Annotated in this window: 13 protein-coding genes and 1 tRNA gene; 3 read left to right on the top strand and 11 right to left on the bottom strand. The window is 45.4% G+C overall.

All coding sequences use genetic code 11. From position 1 onward, the window contains the following. Nucleotides 1–7 precede the first annotated feature (7 nt). The 5 genes from DWY79_RS06625 to DWY79_RS06605 all read right to left on the bottom strand — a co-directional run bounded on the left by DWY79_RS06625 (nucleotide 8) and on the right by DWY79_RS06605 (nucleotide 8,757). Nucleotides 8–1,042: a DUF6340 family protein gene (locus DWY79_RS06625; protein ID WP_036618298.1), complete on the bottom strand. Its 1,035-nt coding sequence runs from the start codon at nucleotides 1,040–1,042 to the stop codon at nucleotides 8–10. A 38-nt stretch (nucleotides 1,043–1,080) separates the two neighbouring features. After that, complete coding sequence (locus tag DWY79_RS06620) at nucleotides 1,081–1,932, bottom strand: sugar phosphate isomerase/epimerase (RefSeq protein WP_122369056.1); 852 nt, start codon at nucleotides 1,930–1,932, stop codon at nucleotides 1,081–1,083. A 34-nt stretch (nucleotides 1,933–1,966) separates the two neighbouring features. Next, entirely contained in the window at nucleotides 1,967–3,937 is a 1,971-nt protein-coding gene (locus tag DWY79_RS06615; RefSeq protein WP_122369072.1) for a HAMP domain-containing sensor histidine kinase, read from the bottom strand. Nucleotides 3,938–3,960: 23 nt separating this feature from the next. Beyond that, a complete protein-coding gene (locus DWY79_RS06610; RefSeq protein ID WP_233563945.1) occupies nucleotides 3,961–5,898 on the bottom strand; it encodes a sensor histidine kinase KdpD in 1,938 nt (645 codons plus the stop codon). Between the two features lie 237 nt (nucleotides 5,899–6,135). Continuing rightward, the gene (locus DWY79_RS06605) at nucleotides 6,136–8,757 is read right to left on the bottom strand and encodes a valine--tRNA ligase (RefSeq protein WP_005868508.1); all 2,622 of its coding nucleotides are present in this window, start codon (nucleotides 8,755–8,757) and stop codon (nucleotides 6,136–6,138) included. A gap of 367 nt (nucleotides 8,758–9,124) precedes the next feature. Here DWY79_RS06605 and DWY79_RS06600 point away from each other — a divergent pair, with 367 nt between their 5' ends. From DWY79_RS06600 to mazG, 3 genes are all read left to right on the top strand, one after another. Next, the gene (locus tag DWY79_RS06600) at nucleotides 9,125–10,039 is read left to right on the top strand and encodes an RluA family pseudouridine synthase (protein WP_005868506.1); all 915 of its coding nucleotides are present in this window, start codon (nucleotides 9,125–9,127) and stop codon (nucleotides 10,037–10,039) included. A 22-nt stretch (nucleotides 10,040–10,061) separates the two neighbouring features. Beyond that, nucleotides 10,062–12,149 (top strand): cytochrome c biogenesis protein CcdA, encoded by a 2,088-nt coding sequence (locus DWY79_RS06595; protein ID WP_122369054.1) that lies wholly within the window; start codon nucleotides 10,062–10,064, stop codon nucleotides 12,147–12,149. A gap of 70 nt (nucleotides 12,150–12,219) precedes the next feature. Next, nucleotides 12,220–13,005 (top strand): nucleoside triphosphate pyrophosphohydrolase, encoded by a 786-nt coding sequence (mazG, locus tag DWY79_RS06590; RefSeq protein WP_005858781.1) that lies wholly within the window; start codon nucleotides 12,220–12,222, stop codon nucleotides 13,003–13,005. Between the two features lie 110 nt (nucleotides 13,006–13,115). Here the strand turns inward: mazG and DWY79_RS06585 are convergent, their stop codons facing one another. The 6 genes from DWY79_RS06585 to DWY79_RS06560 all read right to left on the bottom strand — a co-directional run bounded on the left by DWY79_RS06585 (nucleotide 13,116) and on the right by DWY79_RS06560 (nucleotide 16,823). Then, entirely contained in the window at nucleotides 13,116–13,589 is a 474-nt protein-coding gene (locus DWY79_RS06585; protein ID WP_005858783.1) for a hypothetical protein, read from the bottom strand. Nucleotides 13,590–13,635: 46 nt separating this feature from the next. Next, the gene (locus tag DWY79_RS06580) at nucleotides 13,636–14,028 is read right to left on the bottom strand and encodes a hypothetical protein (protein ID WP_009017030.1); all 393 of its coding nucleotides are present in this window, start codon (nucleotides 14,026–14,028) and stop codon (nucleotides 13,636–13,638) included. A 47-nt stretch (nucleotides 14,029–14,075) separates the two neighbouring features. Continuing rightward, a complete protein-coding gene (locus DWY79_RS06575; protein WP_008772592.1) occupies nucleotides 14,076–14,627 on the bottom strand; it encodes an RNA polymerase sigma factor in 552 nt (183 codons plus the stop codon). Between the two features lie 18 nt (nucleotides 14,628–14,645). Beyond that, nucleotides 14,646–14,729 (bottom strand) — tRNA-Leu (locus tag DWY79_RS06570). Nucleotides 14,730–14,872: 143 nt separating this feature from the next. After that, entirely contained in the window at nucleotides 14,873–16,513 is a 1,641-nt protein-coding gene (gene groL / locus DWY79_RS06565; RefSeq protein ID WP_122369053.1) for a chaperonin GroEL, read from the bottom strand. A gap of 40 nt (nucleotides 16,514–16,553) precedes the next feature. Further along, entirely contained in the window at nucleotides 16,554–16,823 is a 270-nt protein-coding gene (locus DWY79_RS06560) for a co-chaperone GroES (protein ID WP_005858788.1), read from the bottom strand. Between the last annotated feature and the right edge of the window lie 106 nt (nucleotides 16,824–16,929).

Raw genomic sequence — 16,929 nt, 5'->3', positions numbered from 1 at the left:
AACGCCGTTAATCCTCACCAAATTGCACATTTAGTTTCTTATCGGAACGAATTCGTTCGGCCAACGCCTGCACATAGAGTTCCAATAATTTGGTACTCTTATCATTATCACCACTATTACGCTTGAATAAATCGTATGATTTATGAGCCCACTCATAGGCTTCTTTTAAATCTCCTCTCATCTCATGGCATAGGGCCAGATTAGAGGCCGCCTTCGCCCGGCTTTTCCAGTTTTCCGTACCCCGGTAAAGCCCGGACCAACGATCTTCCGCCATATCCCATTTCTCATTAGCCGCATAAGCGGAAGCCTCTTTCCAACGTGAACCCATTCCGGTAAAGTACCAACGAGTCTCCTTCTCCCAATGAGGAACAAAATTAGCGTAGACCTTCGCCCCGAAATATTTACCGGCCCCACGCAAAGCATTCTCCGGAGAGGGCAATACCTTATCCAAGATCGGCATATAATCCGCACTTTCCGCCCAATAAATACTATCTTTCATATGTACCGTCGCCAGTGGAGCCTCACGATCGGGAACGTAACTGCGTATCACGCCAGCCATCTGCACGTCGATCATTCCCATTACATACCCTTCGCCCAAGGTACCTACGCTTTTCTTCATATCGAACAGCAAGCGGTCGATGGAGATAACCGCATCGGCACCGGTCTCATCGCATAGCGACGCTACTTGCCCTTGGGTAAGTTTCGTATCCAGAAACGCCTGATTATCTTTTCGAACCGCATCATGGTAAAGCAATACGTCGTTAAAATAAGAAGCCTCCACGATAGCCTCCCCTAAAGTACGGCAAGCGTCAAACAGCGCACTATCCGCTTTCGCTTTGCAAGTATCCTGCTTTTCTCCCTGCAAGGTGTATTCGTAACCCGCATCCTCCGGTTGGGGAACGGCATTGTTTACGATAAGTACCTTGGCGACATTCTCAGGAAACGTCACCTCCGCAGGATTATACGTCTCGATACCTACATAATTAATCGTGCTACAAGCGGACAACAAACCCGCTATGCCTATAAAAAGAATGCTTCTCATCTTCATCTATTTAAAAGGGGGCGATTTACGCCCCCACATTATGTCAAATCACTCACAGCCTTGAAATAGCCGATAGACTCCGCGATCCCCAAGAATGGGTCTTTCATGTCTTTCTCGTATTCCAAGCTACACATTCCCGTGTAATTAACTTCCCGCATCATACGGATCAGCGCAGGGAAGTCGATCTTTCCACGACCGATCTCGATCCCGACTCCCGCCTTCGAAGAATCCGTCACGTCCTTGATATGCATATCAAACACCCGGGTATGGTATTTCTTCAAGTCGGCCACAGGATCACAGCCGTTTCGCAAGTCATGTCCGACATCCAGACACATACCGATACGGGGATCTAAATCCTTCGTATGCTCCCAAACGTCCGTAGCGTCGGGATACGTCTTAATATCAGGACCGTGTAAGTGGATGGCGTAATGGAAATCATATTCCTTCACTTTCTTATCCACATAGGGTAAAAGCTCGTAATTCGGGACACCGACGATCAACTTCACTCCTACCCGCTTCGCATAATCAAACGCACGGTCTATCTCTTCCTCGCTCTTCATATAAATAGGACCTACGGCATATCCCGTCACTTTATGGGCAGCGCATTTATCATGAAAAGCCCGAATCTGCTGATCCGTACTATTCAACGGCAAATGGAAATCCTTGATGCAAAGATAATGGATATCTAATCGTTCCAACGTCTTCAACGTCGTATCTAAATCAAAATTAACGAAAGTATATCCCGCCATTCCCAGATGGAATGGATTTACGGCCTTCGGAGCCTTTGGTTTTACAGGGTCCGGCAAAGCGGCCCGGGCGATCGTGGAAGTACCTAATAAAAGGGCACCCGCCAATCCTTGTTTAAAAAATGTACGTCTTGAGTGTTTCATGGTCTATTACAATATTATATATAATGTATACTGTTTATCGTGGGAAAATAACGCTAAAGGTAGAACCTACCCCTTGCTTGGAAGTCACTTCTATACGACCGCCGAGCTTTGTAACCAAGGCCTTCGAGATAGCCAATCCCAGCCCGACTCCATTGGTCCATTCCGTCAACTTGACAAAACGATCGAAAACCCGTTCCAATTGGTCATCCGGGATTCCCTCGCCTGTATCCATCACATAAAAGCGGATTCCCTGCTCCGTCACGTCATACCCGAAGCAAATATAACCTTTTTTCGTGTGCTTGATAGCATTCGTCAATAAATTAGTGAGGACTTGTGTTAATCTACTCCGATCGGTATAAAGCGTAAAAGGTTGGCAATCAACCAATCGAAGTTCTACATTTTCGGGCATGCGTAATAAAATGATACTATAGATATCTTTCATTAAAGCCCTCATTTCATGATTTGCCAAAACGAAATTCAACGTATTCGACTCGATTTTCGATATATCCAATACGTCTTCTATCAAGCGTTGCAACAATTCATTATTACTTTGTATAATATCGGAGAGTTCATGACGAGTTTCCGCATCTTCCTCATCAGCGATTACTTGCGAGAATCCGACGATGGCGTTCAATGGCGTCCTGATCTCATGATTCATGTTTGCCAAAAACGCAGATTTCAGATGATCAGCCTCCTCCGCTTTCTCTTTCGCGATCTTTAATCGTACCCCCGCACGATGACGGGTATAGGCGACTATACCCAAGCCCACACAAAGTAACAGTATCAAGATAAATCCCTCTCCAAGCATCAAGATACGGACATGCGACTTTTCCGCCTCTAGCTCCAGTTTCTTACTTTGTACCTCTAGTTTTTCCACCTCTCGTTGGGTTTTCAGCTTCGCTAAATCCTCGTAATATTTTACCCGCATAATCGAGTCGTGCACTTCTTTAGAATCTCTGTAAGCCCTAGCCGCTTCCATCCCTCTTCCAAGCTTATAATAGAGATCCGCCTTAAAATCCTCCACTGAGATCCAATCACTAAAGCGTTTCTTATCCAAGAGCATTAGTTCCAATTTGTTCGCCAAATCAATAGCCTTCTCATATTTCCCCGCTAAAGCGTAATAATTCATCCAAAGGAATTGAGGCAGAATTTGTTCGGCATTCATATTATTCTTCTTTTCGATATCCTCCATCATCCTCAAGTGCTGATAAACCAAGGAAGGCTCTTTTTCCGTCACGTAATACTGGGCCGAGTAATAATGATAGCGATCTTTTAAAAAAGCGACAGTATGTTCCGCATCCAATTGAGTAATGCCCTCTTTTTCGCACTCTTGTATACAAGAATCCAATTTATTCAAATACTCCAATCGCAAATCCTTCGTAAGCAACAGGCGTAACACGTAATACCAACGCATCCTAGAAACCTTACGTTCTTCCATGCTAGATAAGATCTCCCGGCTTAATTGAATACCCTCCTCATCCAATCCTATATTAAAATAGAAATTCGCTAAAGCTTGGTTTGCCATATCCACCCCATCCGGATAGTTAAAACGGGTCGCAAGATTCTTCAAGCTATCCACCTCCCGGATTACCAATCCCTGCATCCCCTCATTCGCTAAAGAATAGATATTCCATCCCTTCGCCCTACATAATTCCTCGATCCGGTTAGTCGCGATGAAAAGAGGTTCCGCTATTTTCAAATATATACGTAAGCTATCCGGATCTTGCATATAGTAATAACGCATCAAAAATAGGAAGGCATTTCCTTTGTAATAATCGTTACGTTGCCTCTTTGCTTCTTCCAGTAGCAAATCCGCATATACTTTATATACCTTGTTGTGCGTATTGGCATAAAGTAATTCGTTCAAGCGTATTAGTTTACTACTATCCGGTAAAACCTTGATTTCTCTTCGTAAGCTATCGACAAACGTGTCACCTTTCGCCCTATCCGAAATAAGCAAAGTTAAAATCAACGTCCAACAACCAATAAAAAGCAATCTCTTCATATATACCTTGAAAATTAGCACGACTATCTATTATTCAAATGTATCAAGGGCAAGCTCACGAAAAAGACAGATCCTTCCCCTAGCTTCGAGGTAGCCCATATCTTCCCTTGCATTTGCCCAACCAATCCCTTACAGATAGCAAGTCCAAGGCCGACACCTTTACCCCAATCATCCAGTTGTACAAAACGACTGAATATGGAATCAACCTTATCCTCAGGTATTCCCTCCCCACTATCTTGTATGAAGAACTCGACAAAGCCATCGGTCTTTTTATATCCAAAACGGATAAAGCCTTCCTGCGTATGCTTGATAGCGTTTGTCAGCAAGTTCGTCAAGATCTGAGTCAGCCTGTTCCGGTCTGTCTCCATCTCTAGATCCTCGCAATCATCCAGCAGAAGCTCCACCCCGTCGGGCATACGTAGCAAGATCACATTGTAAATCTCTTTCATCAAAGAAGGGATGTTCAATTCTTTATAGATAAGAGACATCGTATTGGACTCTATCTTCGAGAGATCCAACACATCTCCAATCAAGCGTTGAAGCAATTCGTTATTATTCTGTATGATATCGGCAAACTCTTGCCGGGTCTCCTTATCTTCCTCATCGACCAATACTTGCGAGAAGCCTACAATGGCATTTAACGGGGTACGTATCTCATGGTTCATATTCGCAAGGAAGGCGGATTTCAAACGATCGGCCTCCTCCGCCTTATCTTTCGCCTTCTCTAGTTGCAAACCATATTTATGACGGGAATAGGATATATACCCCAGAGAGCAACAGATCAAGAGCAACAAAGAAAGGCCTCCGCCCATGACCAACAATTTCGTACGCGAATGAGCGGCCTCCAATTCCATTTTCTTATTCGCCAGCTCTAACTTATCGATATCATGTCGCGTGCGTAAGTCCGCCAAATCCTTGTAGAACTTGGCGTTGGTAACCGAATCCTTCATCAAGATGTATTCGTGATAGGTCTTGGCCGCTTCCATCCCGCGCCCGACATCATAACAAAGACTCGCCTTATTCTTCATTATCACCAATGCTCCGACTATCCGTCCCCGTTTTAGGCAGTAGTCGATCAGCTCATTAGCTAAAGCGACTCCTCTGTCATAATCTCTCGCCGTCTGGTAATAGAGTAAACGTATATTAGCGAGCGTATAATCCTCATTCCGGATGTTATTATCTTTTACCAGTTTTTCCGCCTGAGCCAAATGTTTAGATATCATCGAGAGATCCTTCTTATCAATACCTAATAACGCATAGCTTCGGTGATACAGATACTTGACATAATACAACGGATTATCGATATCTAGCATCTCGATCCCTTTTTCCTCACAATCCGCTATATAGCCCTCAAGTTTCTCCAAGTAGAAAAGCCTCTTTGTCTCATTGATATCCTTATTCAGCAAATGTCTGACAATCGTAAATCGCTTAGCCAAGGGAGCGTCCCTTTCCTCCATAGCCCGTAAGACATCCTCATATAGGGCGATCCCCTCTTTGGTGAGTCCCGTGGCAAAGTAAAAATCCGCCAACGCTTGGTTCGCCATATCGATACCATTCGGGTAGTCGAATTTTGCGGATAATGCTTTTAAGGACTCAACCGCAGAAATCACGCTATCAGTTTCCCCATTATTTGACAAAGCATAAATATACCACGCTTTCATGCGGAATAAATCATCGTAGCGTTTATAATTCAGAAAGATAGGTTCGACTTTCTGCATGAAGAGATACATGCTATCGATATTCCTTGAATAATAATAACGGACTATCTGGAACAAGGCATTTCCCTTGTAGGTGTCATTTTTCTGCCGCTCGGCTTCCTCGAGCAGTCGATCCGCATAATACTTATAGTTCAAGCCATTTCCTTTGTCGCTGGCCAATTCATCAAGCTTTTCCAGCTTACTCACAGCCGGTAAATTCGCCACGATTTGCTCCAAACTATCTACATCGCTAGCCGCAGACACTGAGCCTACGAGTATTGGTGAAAGGGATAAATATATAATAAATAGTATATTTCGCATTTAAAGTTTACAAAATAGACATCAATTAGTTAACGTGTGGCAAGTTAGTAAAATTTAGACAACGGCGTATCATTATTTACAAGTTTAATATTATAATTTTCAACTCAATCAACAAAAAAGCCTATATCAATCAAAGAAAGATTGATATAGGCTCTTATTTCAAAGAAACAGCTGTTCTCTTTATTTTGTCAAGGCGGCGATACTTTCCTCGATAGACTTAATCTTCGATTCGGCATCGGCCTGCTTTTTCTTCTCCATCTCGATTACTTTCGCCGGGGCTTTGCTTACGAAATTCTCATTGCCTAATTTCTTCATGACAGAAGTCAAGAAACCTTTTTGGTATTTCAATTCTTCTTGAAGCTTAGCCAACTCTTCTTCCACATTGATCAGATTGCCTAAAGGTACGGCATATTCAGTCGTACGTACCAAGAACGATACAGCGCCGGCCGCTTTCTCCTCTACCTTGGAGATGGAAGAGAGGTTACACATCTTAGCGATCACAGCGTTGAATGCCTCATTGTGCTCACCCACGATCTGCAATTCCAGCGCATCCTTATTCGGTATATTCTTTTGCAAACGAATTGTACGGACACCGCCAACGATCTCTTTCACGATCTCGAAAGCATCCAAATAAGCGCTATCCGCAACAGCTACTTCCGGCATTTGGGCAACCATCAAGCTCTCACCTTCCTTACGAGGCTCAAGGGCTTGCCATAATTCCTCGGTAATAAACGGCATGAAAGGATGAAGCAAACGAAGCAAGGCATCGAAGAAACCGAGTGTAGCCTCATAAGTAGCCTTGTCGATCGGCTGCTGATACCCCGGTTTTACCATCTCCAGATACCATGAGGAGAACTCATCCCAGAACAATTTATAGACAGCCATCATCGCCTCGCTCAGACGATATTTACTGAAAGAATCGTCTACCTCGGCGATTGTCTTATCCAGCTGCATCTTGAACCATTTCACGGCGATAGCGGAAGCCTCCGGCTGGGCGATCGTATCGTCTACCGTCCAGCCCTTCACCAAGCGGAAAGCGTTCCATATCTTATTATTGAAGTTACGTCCTTGCTCGCACAAAGCATCATCGAAAGGAATATCATTTCCGGCAGGAGCCGCGAGCATCAAGCCCATACGTACGCCGTCCGCACCGTATTGCTCGATCAATTGCAACGGATCGGGAGAGTTTCCTAAAGATTTGGACATCTTACGTCCCAGCTTATCGCGAACGATACCCGTAAAGTAAACGCTCTTAAACGGCATTTTCCCTCTGTACTCATAGCCGGCCATAATCATACGGGCTACCCAGAAGAAAATAATATCCGGTCCGGTTACCAAATCACTGGTCGGATAGTAATAATTGATTTCCTCATTATCCGGGTTATTGATACCGTCGAACAGGGAGATCGGCCACAGCCAAGAAGAGAACCAAGTGTCCAATACGTCCTCGTCCTGACGCAAATCAGACATGGTCAGATTCGGGTTACCGCATTTCTCTTTCGCCAGTTCCAAAGCTTTCTCTTCCGTCTCGGCTACCACGTAACCGCCTTCCGGCAAGAAGTAAGCCGGGATACGGTGCCCCCACCAAAGCTGACGGCTGATACACCAGTCCTTGATATTCTCCATCCAATGGCGATAGGTATTCTTGAATTTCGGCGGATAGAACTTGATATCGTCGTTCATGACCGGCTCCAAGGCGATCTGGGCTAGATGTTCCATCTTCAAGAACCATTGCATAGACAATTTCGGTTCGATAGGCACGTTCGTACGCTCCGAGAAACCCACCTTGTTCTCGTAAGCCTCTACCTTCTCCAAAAGGTCAGCGTTACGCAAGTCTTCCTCGATTTGCTTGCGGACATCAAAACGATCCATGCCCACGTACAGGCCAGCGGCCTCGCTCAGCGTACCGTTATCGTTGAATATATCGATAGAAGGCAAATTATATTTCTCGCCCAACATATAGTCGTTTACATCGTGTGCCGGGGTCACTTTCAAACAGCCCGTACCGAACTCTATATCTACGTAATCATCCTCGATCACCGGAATCTCACGGCCTACCAGCGGAACGATCACTTTCTTTCCTCTCAGATGTTGGTTCTTCGGGTCGTTCGGGTTGATACACATCGCCGTATCTCCCATAATCGTCTCCGGACGGGTAGTGGCGACAATGGCGTATCCCTCCTCGCCTACGATCTTATAGCGAAGATAGTACAACTTACTATGCTCTTCCTTATAGATAACCTCCTCATCGGACAGGGCCGTCAACGCCTTCGGGTCCCAATTCACCATACGGACACCCCGGTAGATCAAACCTTTCTTATATAGATCGACAAAAACCTTGATAACGCTCTCCGAACGTTTCTCGTCCATCGTGAACGCCGTACGATCCCAATCGCAGGAAGCACCCAATTTACGAAGCTGCTTCAAGATAATGCCGCCATGCTCTTCTTTCCATTCCCAAGCATGCCGCAAAAACTCGTCGCGAGTCAGATCGGTCTTCTTGATTCCTTGCCCAGCCAAACGATTCACCACTTTCGCCTCCGTTGCGATCGAAGCATGGTCCGTACCCGGTACCCAACAAGCGTTCTTACCCATCATACGGGCACGGCGAACCAAGATATCTTGGATCGTATTGTTAAGCATATGTCCCATGTGCAATACGCCGGTGACGTTAGGGGGCGGGATTACAATCGTATACGGCTCACGGCCGTCTGGCTTTGACTTAAAGAAGCCGTTATCCAACCAATACTGATACCACTTCCCCTCTACTTCAGCGGGATTGTACTTACTAGCGATTTCCATATTTTTATAACTAATTAGTCTTTACACATTTCTCGATCCGCGAAAGTACAAAAAATATAGACAAAAAACGCTGAGCATCGGGAAATATAGTCGGCCGAGACAATAGGCATTCCCTGTCGGACACGCCACTATTCTACAAACCACGACGTGGTTTATACAGACCAAGCCGTGGATTGTACAGATCACGACGTGATTTATAAGGACCACGCCACTATTTTGAAAATAGAGTGAATGGCAATTACTTTTACATCCGGGGATTTGAAGGTTTATTCCTATAACAAGCAAACTATTTATAACGGTTTTTCTATTCCGCGCTATTGCAGTTTCGCGTAAATGCCTGTATCTTCGCGTACTATAAAAAATAGATATGAGAAAGCGATCTGAGTATAAAGGAGGGGATAATCGACGTAAACCCTCTAAAGAACGACGGGTAACGGTGGGTGAAAGTAACACTTTGCTACCTTTCCTGTTCGAGTTATTAAAAGAACAGAGCCGTTCATCCGTGAAAGGATTATTGAGCAGGGGACAGATCTCGGTAAACGGGAAAGTCACCCGGCAGTTCGATGCCCCGCTGAACCCTAACGATACGGTCGGAATCAACTATGGAAGAGGGAAGGTGGAATTCAACAACCCGTTACTTAGAATTGTTTGGGAAGACGACGACCTCATCGTGATCAACAAGCGGGAAGGTTTGCTATCCGTATCTACCGATCGTATCAAGGAGCGTACGGCCTACCGTATACTGAGCGATTACGTGAAAGAATGCGACCCTCGCAACAAGATATTCGTCTTGCACCGTCTGGACCGAGACACATCGGGTATCATGATGTTCGCCAAGAACCAGAAGGTAAAAGAGCAACTACAGTCCAACTGGAGCGAGGCTATCACGCAACGGACCTACGTGGCCGTGATAGAGGGACGACCGGAGAAAGACACGGATTTGATCGTATCCAACCTCGTGGAGAACAAGCATATGCAAGTGTACGTGACACAAGATGGTGACGGGAAGGAAGCGATCACACGCTACCGCCTCCTGCAAACGAACAATCGCTATTCGCTCGTGGAACTCGATCTGGAGACGGGACGCAAGAACCAAATCCGTGCGCAGATGCAATCCATCGGCCATCCGATAGCCGGAGACTCTAAATACGGGGCGGAGACAAATCCCGCCGGACGCTTGATGCTCCATGCCCGCAGGCTCTGTTTCATCCACCCGGTAACAGGCGAGGAGATGCGCTTCGAGACACGGATCCCGGAGAAATTCACATCGACAGCAAAGTAATCTATCAATAAAGGACAAAACAATGAAGAAGCTCATCAGTTCAATCATGCTGGCGCTAATAGCGCTGGTAGCGCAGGCACAAATACTTACGCCTGTCAAATGGAAAATTAAACTAGACGACAAGGGGGGCGCACCCGAGAAAGAGATCGTCTTTACCGCCACGGCGGACAAAGGTTGGCACCTGTATGACATGAACCTGCCGGAAGGAGGTCCTGTATCTACATCTTTCACATTCGAGACATTGAATGGAGCTGAACTGATTGGCCAACCGGTTCCTTCTGTAAAGCCGACCACGGTTTACGACGAGCAATTCGCCATGAACCTTCGTTGGTATCCGGGTACGGTATCGTTCATCCAAAAACTAAAGGTTACCGATCCCGCTAAATTCAAGGTAGAGGGCGAGGTGGAATTTATGGCTTGTAATGACGAGACTTGCCTTCCCCCAGATCAAATACCTTTCTCTTTCGATAAGAAAAGTATCCATGTAGATCCAGCTCTGGCAGCTAATAGCTCGACTACAGAGGTGGATAAAGAGGACGCCACGACCGTACAGCCGGATACGCAGGTCGTAGCGGAAGATGCTAGCGAGTTGAACACTCCGGACCCTGCCGCTAAAGAGACACCGGCTACGACATCCCCTAAAGCGTCCGACAGCTTAACCGACAGCCCGAATCTTTGGTCTCCGGTGATCGACCAATTGAAATCGTTCGGCGACGCTACGGTATCGGCGGCGGATACCTCTTGGTTATTCATCTTCTTCGCGGGTTTCTTGGGAGGTTTGATCGCCTTATTGACTCCTTGCGTTTGGCCGATGATCCCTATGACGGTTAGCTTCTTCCTAAAACGTACGAAAGATCGTAAGAAAGCGATTCGCGACGCTATCACCTATGGATTATCTATTATCGTAATCTATTTGGTTATGGGCTTGTTGATTACCGGTATCTTCGGTGCGAGCGCATTGAATGATTTATCAACGAACGCGATCTTTAATATCCTGTTCTTCTTGTTGCTGGTAGTATTCGCAGTCTCCTTCTTCGGAGCCTTCGAGCTGGTATTACCTGCGTCATGGACTAGCAAATTGGATAGCAAGGCCGATTCAACGACCGGCGTATTGAGTATATTCTTTATGTCGTTCACGTTGGTGTTGGTATCTTTCTCTTGTACGGGTCCGATTATCGGGACCTTGTTGGTACAGGCTGCTTCTATGGGTACGGCGGTAGGACCGGCTATCGGTATGTTCGGTTTCGCCTTGGCGTTATCCATCCCGTTCAGTGTCTTCGCCATCTTCCCGAATATGCTGCAAAGTATGCCGAAATCCGGCGGATGGTTGAATTCAGTGAAGGTCGTATTGGGCTTCTTGGAGTTGGCATTGGCTTTGAAGTTCCTTTCCGTAGCGGACTTAGCGTATGGCTGGCGTTTACTAGACCGTGAGGCTTTTATCGTGCTTTGGATCGTGATCTTCAGCTTATTGGGTGTTTATTTATTAGGAAAGATCAAGTTTAGCCATGATAGCGAAGTAAAATATGTATCTGTTCCTCGTCTGTTTATGGCGATTATCTCTTTCGCTTTCGCCATTTACATGGTTCCGGGACTTTGGGGCGCTCCGTTAAAGGCGATCAGCGCATTCGCTCCTCCGTTGTATACACAAGATTTCAATCTATACAAAAACGAGGTACACGCCGCGTTCGACGATTATGAATCCGGTATGGCTTATGCCAAGAAGGTAAATAAACCCGTCATGATCGACTTCTCCGGTTTCGGTTGCGTAAACTGCCGTAAGATGGAGGCTTCCGTTTGGACGGATCCTAAGGTGAAGCAAATGCTAGAAAATGATTACGTGCTAATCACTCTCATGGTAGACGATAAGACGAAACTCCCGCAACCCATCGAGATCCAAGAGAACGGAAAGACTCGTAAGCTGAAGACGATCGGTGATAAATGGAGTTATTTGCAACGAAGCAAGTGCGGTTCTAACGCCCAGCCATTCTACATCTTATTGAATGACGAGGGACAGCCGCTCGGACCTTCATACGCATTCAATGAGGATGTTTCCAAATACATCCAGTTCCTTCAAAACGGATTGAAAGAATTCAAGAAAGAACAACAATAAAACACATACAGAGGGCCGGGTTCTACCCTGCCCTCTTTCTTTTACAATCATTATCGAATAAGTAAATAATATGGCAACTAGAGAAGAGAAGATGGAAGCCTTCGGGCAATTACTCGACATTCTGGATGAATTACGGGTAAAATGCCCATGGGATCGTAAACAGACAAACGAGAGCCTCCGCACGAATACAATCGAGGAAACCTATGAATTATGCGAGGCCCTGATGCGTGAGGATAACACAAACATAAAAAAGGAATTAGGAGACCTGTTATTGCACATCGTCTTTTACTCCAAGATCGGCGAGGAAAAAGAAGCTTTCGATATCAAGGATGTCTGCGACAGCCTTTGCCAGAAACTGATTTACCGCCATCCACACGTATTCGGAGATACCTCCGCCGATACCGCCCAAAAGGTAGAGCAAAGCTGGGAGCAGCTTAAGTTGAAAGAAAAGGGGGGTAACAAAACCGTGCTGGAAGGTGTTCCCGCTTCCCTCCCATCCGTAGTAAAAGCGCATCGTATCCAAGATAAGGCCCGTAACGTAGGTTTCGACTGGGAACAACGGGATCAAGTATGGGATAAGGTACAGGAGGAATTTAATGAGTTGAAAACCGAGATAGACAGGATGGACGCAGATAAGATGGAAGCTGAGTTCGGAGATCTCTTCTTTAGCTTGATCAACGCTGCCCGCCTATACAAAATAAATCCGGACAACGCATTGGAACGCACGAACCAGAAGTTTATCCGCCGTTTTAATTATCTGGAGGAACATACGATCCAAGAAGGTCGTTCCTTGAAAGATATGACATTGGAGGAAATGGACCAACTATGGAATGAGGCCAAGGCCAAAGGCTTATAAAGCTAGGATAAGGGCAAAACAAAAGGGGAACCGACATCACGTCGCCACCCCTCCCTTAACTTAAACGCCAAAACTAAATCTAAACAAAAAACACAAATAATGATAATATTTTACTTTTTCTGTTTTTCTTCCTTCTTGTTGTCCCGACCACTCTTCATAAAATTCCGGACAAACTTATATTCCGCATTTCGGTATTTATAGACCTTTTCGGGAGAAAGTATCTTCTTGAATCTCTCAAAATACTCTTTTTCCAACTGTGCCTCTTTTATCTCAACATCCAGACATTCGTCTATCACTTTGTTATAATCAGCATCTGTCGGATTCTCCTTATGTCGAATTTCTTTTGATAACTTACGACATTCACGACCTACCTCAAATTTTTTCTGTCGCAACTCATTGCATAAAGGAATAAATTGTGCAGCTTCCTCAGGTGTAAGGCCAACTTCAGCCGTAATAAAAGCATTCCGCCTTGCTTCGAACGCTTCTCTATCAAAATGTCTTTGCTCTTTCTTCTCTTGTGCCGTAGCATTGAAAGAGAGTAGAACCGAAATCGCTACAAATGTAATGAAAAATATTTTATTCATACAAGTATTATTACAAAAATCTTCGATAAAATTACTATTTTAAACTTTATTCAGAATAGGAAAGTTCCTCATCTAAGAGATAATTGGCGTACTGAGCTTCCAAATACTCCAAATACTCCTCATCTTCTTCCGCTTCAATAGCGTCTAAAGCCGTTGTCGGGACTTCCGTCCGGACCAGTAAAGAATCAGACGCAGTACTACCATCGGAACCGTTTATTCCCACGATAGCCTTGAAAAACAAACCAAGACCAGCGAATACCGCAGCCATGTACAACCACGGACGAACACGATCCATTAAGGAAATCCGTTTCGCCCTCTCCTCCGGCTTCTCGGGGAGCTGACTCATGATCCGCTCCGTAAGCCCTTCCATATACCCTTCCGGTACAGTGAAAGGATTAGTTCCTTTCAAGCGATCTAGGTTGTTTTCTTCTTTTTTCATACTTTTTCTCTTTTTATATTGCTTTGACTGCGATTCGGGCAAAAGGTTTAAACCTCTTTTGTTAAAAACTCCTCGATTTTTTTCACCGCATGATGATACGAGGCCTTCAAAGCCCCGACAGAGGTACCTAGTATCTCGGACATCTCCTCGTACTTCATCTCCTCGTTATACTTCATATTGAAAACCAAACGTTGTTTCTCCGGCAAGGTAAGAATAGCGTTTTGCAATCTTACCTGTATCTCGTCACCATCGAAGTATTCATCCCCTTTCAAACGTTCCAGCAAAAAGGTATCCGCATCGTCGATAGATACGTTATTCATATTTCGCTGTTTATTCAGGAAAGTAATGCACTCGTTGATCGCGATCTTATAAAGCCATGTAGATAATTTGGCCTCACCACGAAAAAGCTCGATGTTCGTCCAAGCTTTCAAAAACGTATTTTGGAGTAAGTCGTTCGCATCCTCATGATCCAGTACCATCTTTCGTATATGCCAATACAACTTCTCGCCATACAAGCTTACGACCTTGGCGAAGGCCTCACGTTGTCGGGCCGGGTCCCGGAGCTGTACTACAATTTCGTCTTCTGTATAGGATTGCATTTTTTCTATTTTGGGAAGTGCCCAGAACAGGACTCGAACCTGCACGATCGCAAAACCACTCGCACCTGAAACGAGCGCGTCTACCAATTCCGCCACCTGGGCTTTTTTTAATCATTCTGAAGCGCAACCTATCGGTATTGCGCATACAAAGGTAATCGTTTTTTCCAATTAGCAAGCAAATGAAAATAAAAAAAGCGACCGTCCCTTCCGGAACGGCCGCCCATATCATTAATCACGGGAGTCGATTACATCATACCGCCCATTCCGCCACCCATACCCGGGTTCATCGGAGGCATAGCCGGAGTCTCTTCTTTCTTCTCTGCGATCACACACTCTGTAGTCAAGAACATACCAGCGATAGAAGCTGCGTTCTCCAATGCTACGCGAGTTACCTTAGCCGGGTCGATTACACCAGCCTCGCACAAATTCTCGAAACAGTCCTTACGAGCATTGTAACCGAAGTCGCCCTTGCCTTCCTTCACTTTCTGAACGATAACGGCACCTTCCTTACCAGCGTTAGCTACGATCTGGCGAAGCGGCTCCTCGATAGCGCGCTTAACGATCTCGATACCTGTAGTCTCGTCCTCGTTGTCGCCCTTCAGGCCTTCCAATGCATCGATAGCACGGATATAGGCAACACCACCACCGGGCACCGTACCTTCTTCGATAGCGGCACGAGTTGCGTGCAATGCGTCATCCACACGGTCTTTCTTCTCTTTCATCTCAACCTCAGAAGGAGCACCTACGTAAAGAACAGCTACACCTCCGGCCATCTTAGCCAAACGCTCTTGCAATTTCTCTTTATCGTAATCAGATGTCGTGTTCTCCATCTGGATCTTGATCTGGCCGATACGAGCTTGGATAGCCTCCTTGTCACCAGCACCATTTACAATGGTAGTGGTATCTTTGTCTACCGTGATCTTCTCAGCGGTACCTAACATATCCATTGTAGCACCTTCCAATTTCAAACCTTTCTCCTCAGAGATAACCGTACCACCTGTCAATACAGCGATATCTTCCAACATAGCCTTACGACGGTCGCCGAAGCCCGGAGCCTTGACAGCGCAGATCTTCAAGGAACCACGCAGACGGTTCACTACCAATGTAGCCAAAGCCTCACTGTCGATATCCTCGGCGATGATCAAAAGAGGACGTCCGCTCTGTACGGTCGGCTCAAGGATAGGAAGAAGGTCTTTTAATACGGAGATCTTCTTGTCATAGATCAAGATATACGGATTCTCCATCTGGCACTCCATCTTCTCTGTATCCGTTACGAAGTACGGAGAGATATAACCGCGGTCGAACTGCATACCCTCAACTACGTCAACTGTAGTTTCAGTACCTTTAGCTTCCTCAACCGTGATAACACCTTCAGTCTTCACACGTTGCATAGCCTCCGCGATCAACTTACCGATAGCCTCGTCACCATTTGCGGAGATCTTCGCTACATGCTCGATCTTCTCGAACTTATCACCTACAGCCTCAGCTTGGTTAGCGATGCTCTCTACAACCTTAGCGACAGCCTTGTCGATACCACGTTTCAAATCCATCGGGTTCGCTCCGGCAGTAACGTTCTTTAAACCGACACCAATGATAGACTGAGCCAAAACCGTAGCTGTAGTCGTACCGTCACCGGCGTTATCGTTTGTCTTGGAAGCCACTTCCTTAACCAATTGAGCACCCATGTTCTCGAACGGGCAAGTCAACTCTACTTCTTTAGCAACCGTTACACCATCTTTCGTGATGTGAGGAGCTCCGAATTTCTTCTCGATAATTACGTTACGACCTTTCGGGCCTAATGTTACCTTAACGGCATTAGCCAACTCATCCACACCTTTCTTCAAAAGGTCGCGGGCATCCATATCGTATTTAATCTCTTTTGCCATGATTGTATTTCTTTTTAATATTGTTGTTTATAAAAATGAATTAGATAATAGCTAAAACGTCTGCTTGGCGCATGATCAAGTATTTCTCACCGTCTAGTTCGATTTCCGTACCCGCATACTTACCATACAATACGTTATCACCAACCTTTACAACCATCTCCTCGTCTTTCGTTCCGTTACCTACGGCTACAATCTCACCCTTTAAAGGTTTTTCCTTTGCTGAGTCAGGAATAATAATTCCACCTAATGTTTTCTCTTCCGCAGCGGCCGGCTTAATCAGCACGCGGTCTGCTAATGGTCTAATGTTCATTTTCTTGGTATTTTAAATGTTAATAATATTACTTTTTTAGTTATGAACTTTATGTTCACGCCTAAGCCTATGCGAATAGTGTGCCAAACGAATTCACCCGGGTTCG

The sequence above is a fragment of the Parabacteroides sp. AF27-14 genome, assembly GCF_003635425.1.
GTDB classification, from domain to species: Bacteria; Bacteroidota; Bacteroidia; order Bacteroidales; family Tannerellaceae; genus Parabacteroides; species Parabacteroides distasonis.
The sequence above is the reverse complement of the archived record's forward strand: the minus strand, read 5'-3'. Positions and strand labels throughout refer to the sequence as shown.

What these genes read in the sequence shown, in the direction of transcription:
- DWY79_RS06625 (WP_036618298.1), bottom strand. Translation starts at nt 1,042, where the DNA reads ATGAGAAGCATTCTTTTTATAGGCATAGCGGGTTTGTTGTCCGCTTGT.
- DWY79_RS06620 (WP_122369056.1), bottom strand. Translation starts at nt 1,932, where the DNA reads ATGAAACACTCAAGACGTACATTTTTTAAACAAGGATTGGCGGGTGCC.
- DWY79_RS06615 (WP_122369072.1), bottom strand. Translation starts at nt 3,937, where the DNA reads ATGAAGAGATTGCTTTTTATTGGTTGTTGGACGTTGATTTTAACTTTG.
- DWY79_RS06605 (WP_005868508.1), bottom strand. Translation starts at nt 8,757, where the DNA reads ATGGAAATCGCTAGTAAGTACAATCCCGCTGAAGTAGAGGGGAAGTGG.
- DWY79_RS06600 (WP_005868506.1), top strand. Translation starts at nt 9,125, where the DNA reads ATGAGAAAGCGATCTGAGTATAAAGGAGGGGATAATCGACGTAAACCC.
- DWY79_RS06595 (WP_122369054.1), top strand. Translation starts at nt 10,062, where the DNA reads ATGAAGAAGCTCATCAGTTCAATCATGCTGGCGCTAATAGCGCTGGTA.
- mazG (WP_005858781.1), top strand. Translation starts at nt 12,220, where the DNA reads ATGGCAACTAGAGAAGAGAAGATGGAAGCCTTCGGGCAATTACTCGAC.
- DWY79_RS06585 (WP_005858783.1), bottom strand. Translation starts at nt 13,589, where the DNA reads ATGAATAAAATATTTTTCATTACATTTGTAGCGATTTCGGTTCTACTC.
- DWY79_RS06580 (WP_009017030.1), bottom strand. Translation starts at nt 14,028, where the DNA reads ATGAAAAAAGAAGAAAACAACCTAGATCGCTTGAAAGGAACTAATCCT.
- DWY79_RS06575 (WP_008772592.1), bottom strand. Translation starts at nt 14,627, where the DNA reads ATGCAATCCTATACAGAAGACGAAATTGTAGTACAGCTCCGGGACCCG.
- groL (WP_122369053.1), bottom strand. Translation starts at nt 16,513, where the DNA reads ATGGCAAAAGAGATTAAATACGATATGGATGCCCGCGACCTTTTGAAG.
- DWY79_RS06560 (WP_005858788.1), bottom strand. Translation starts at nt 16,823, where the DNA reads ATGAACATTAGACCATTAGCAGACCGCGTGCTGATTAAGCCGGCCGCT.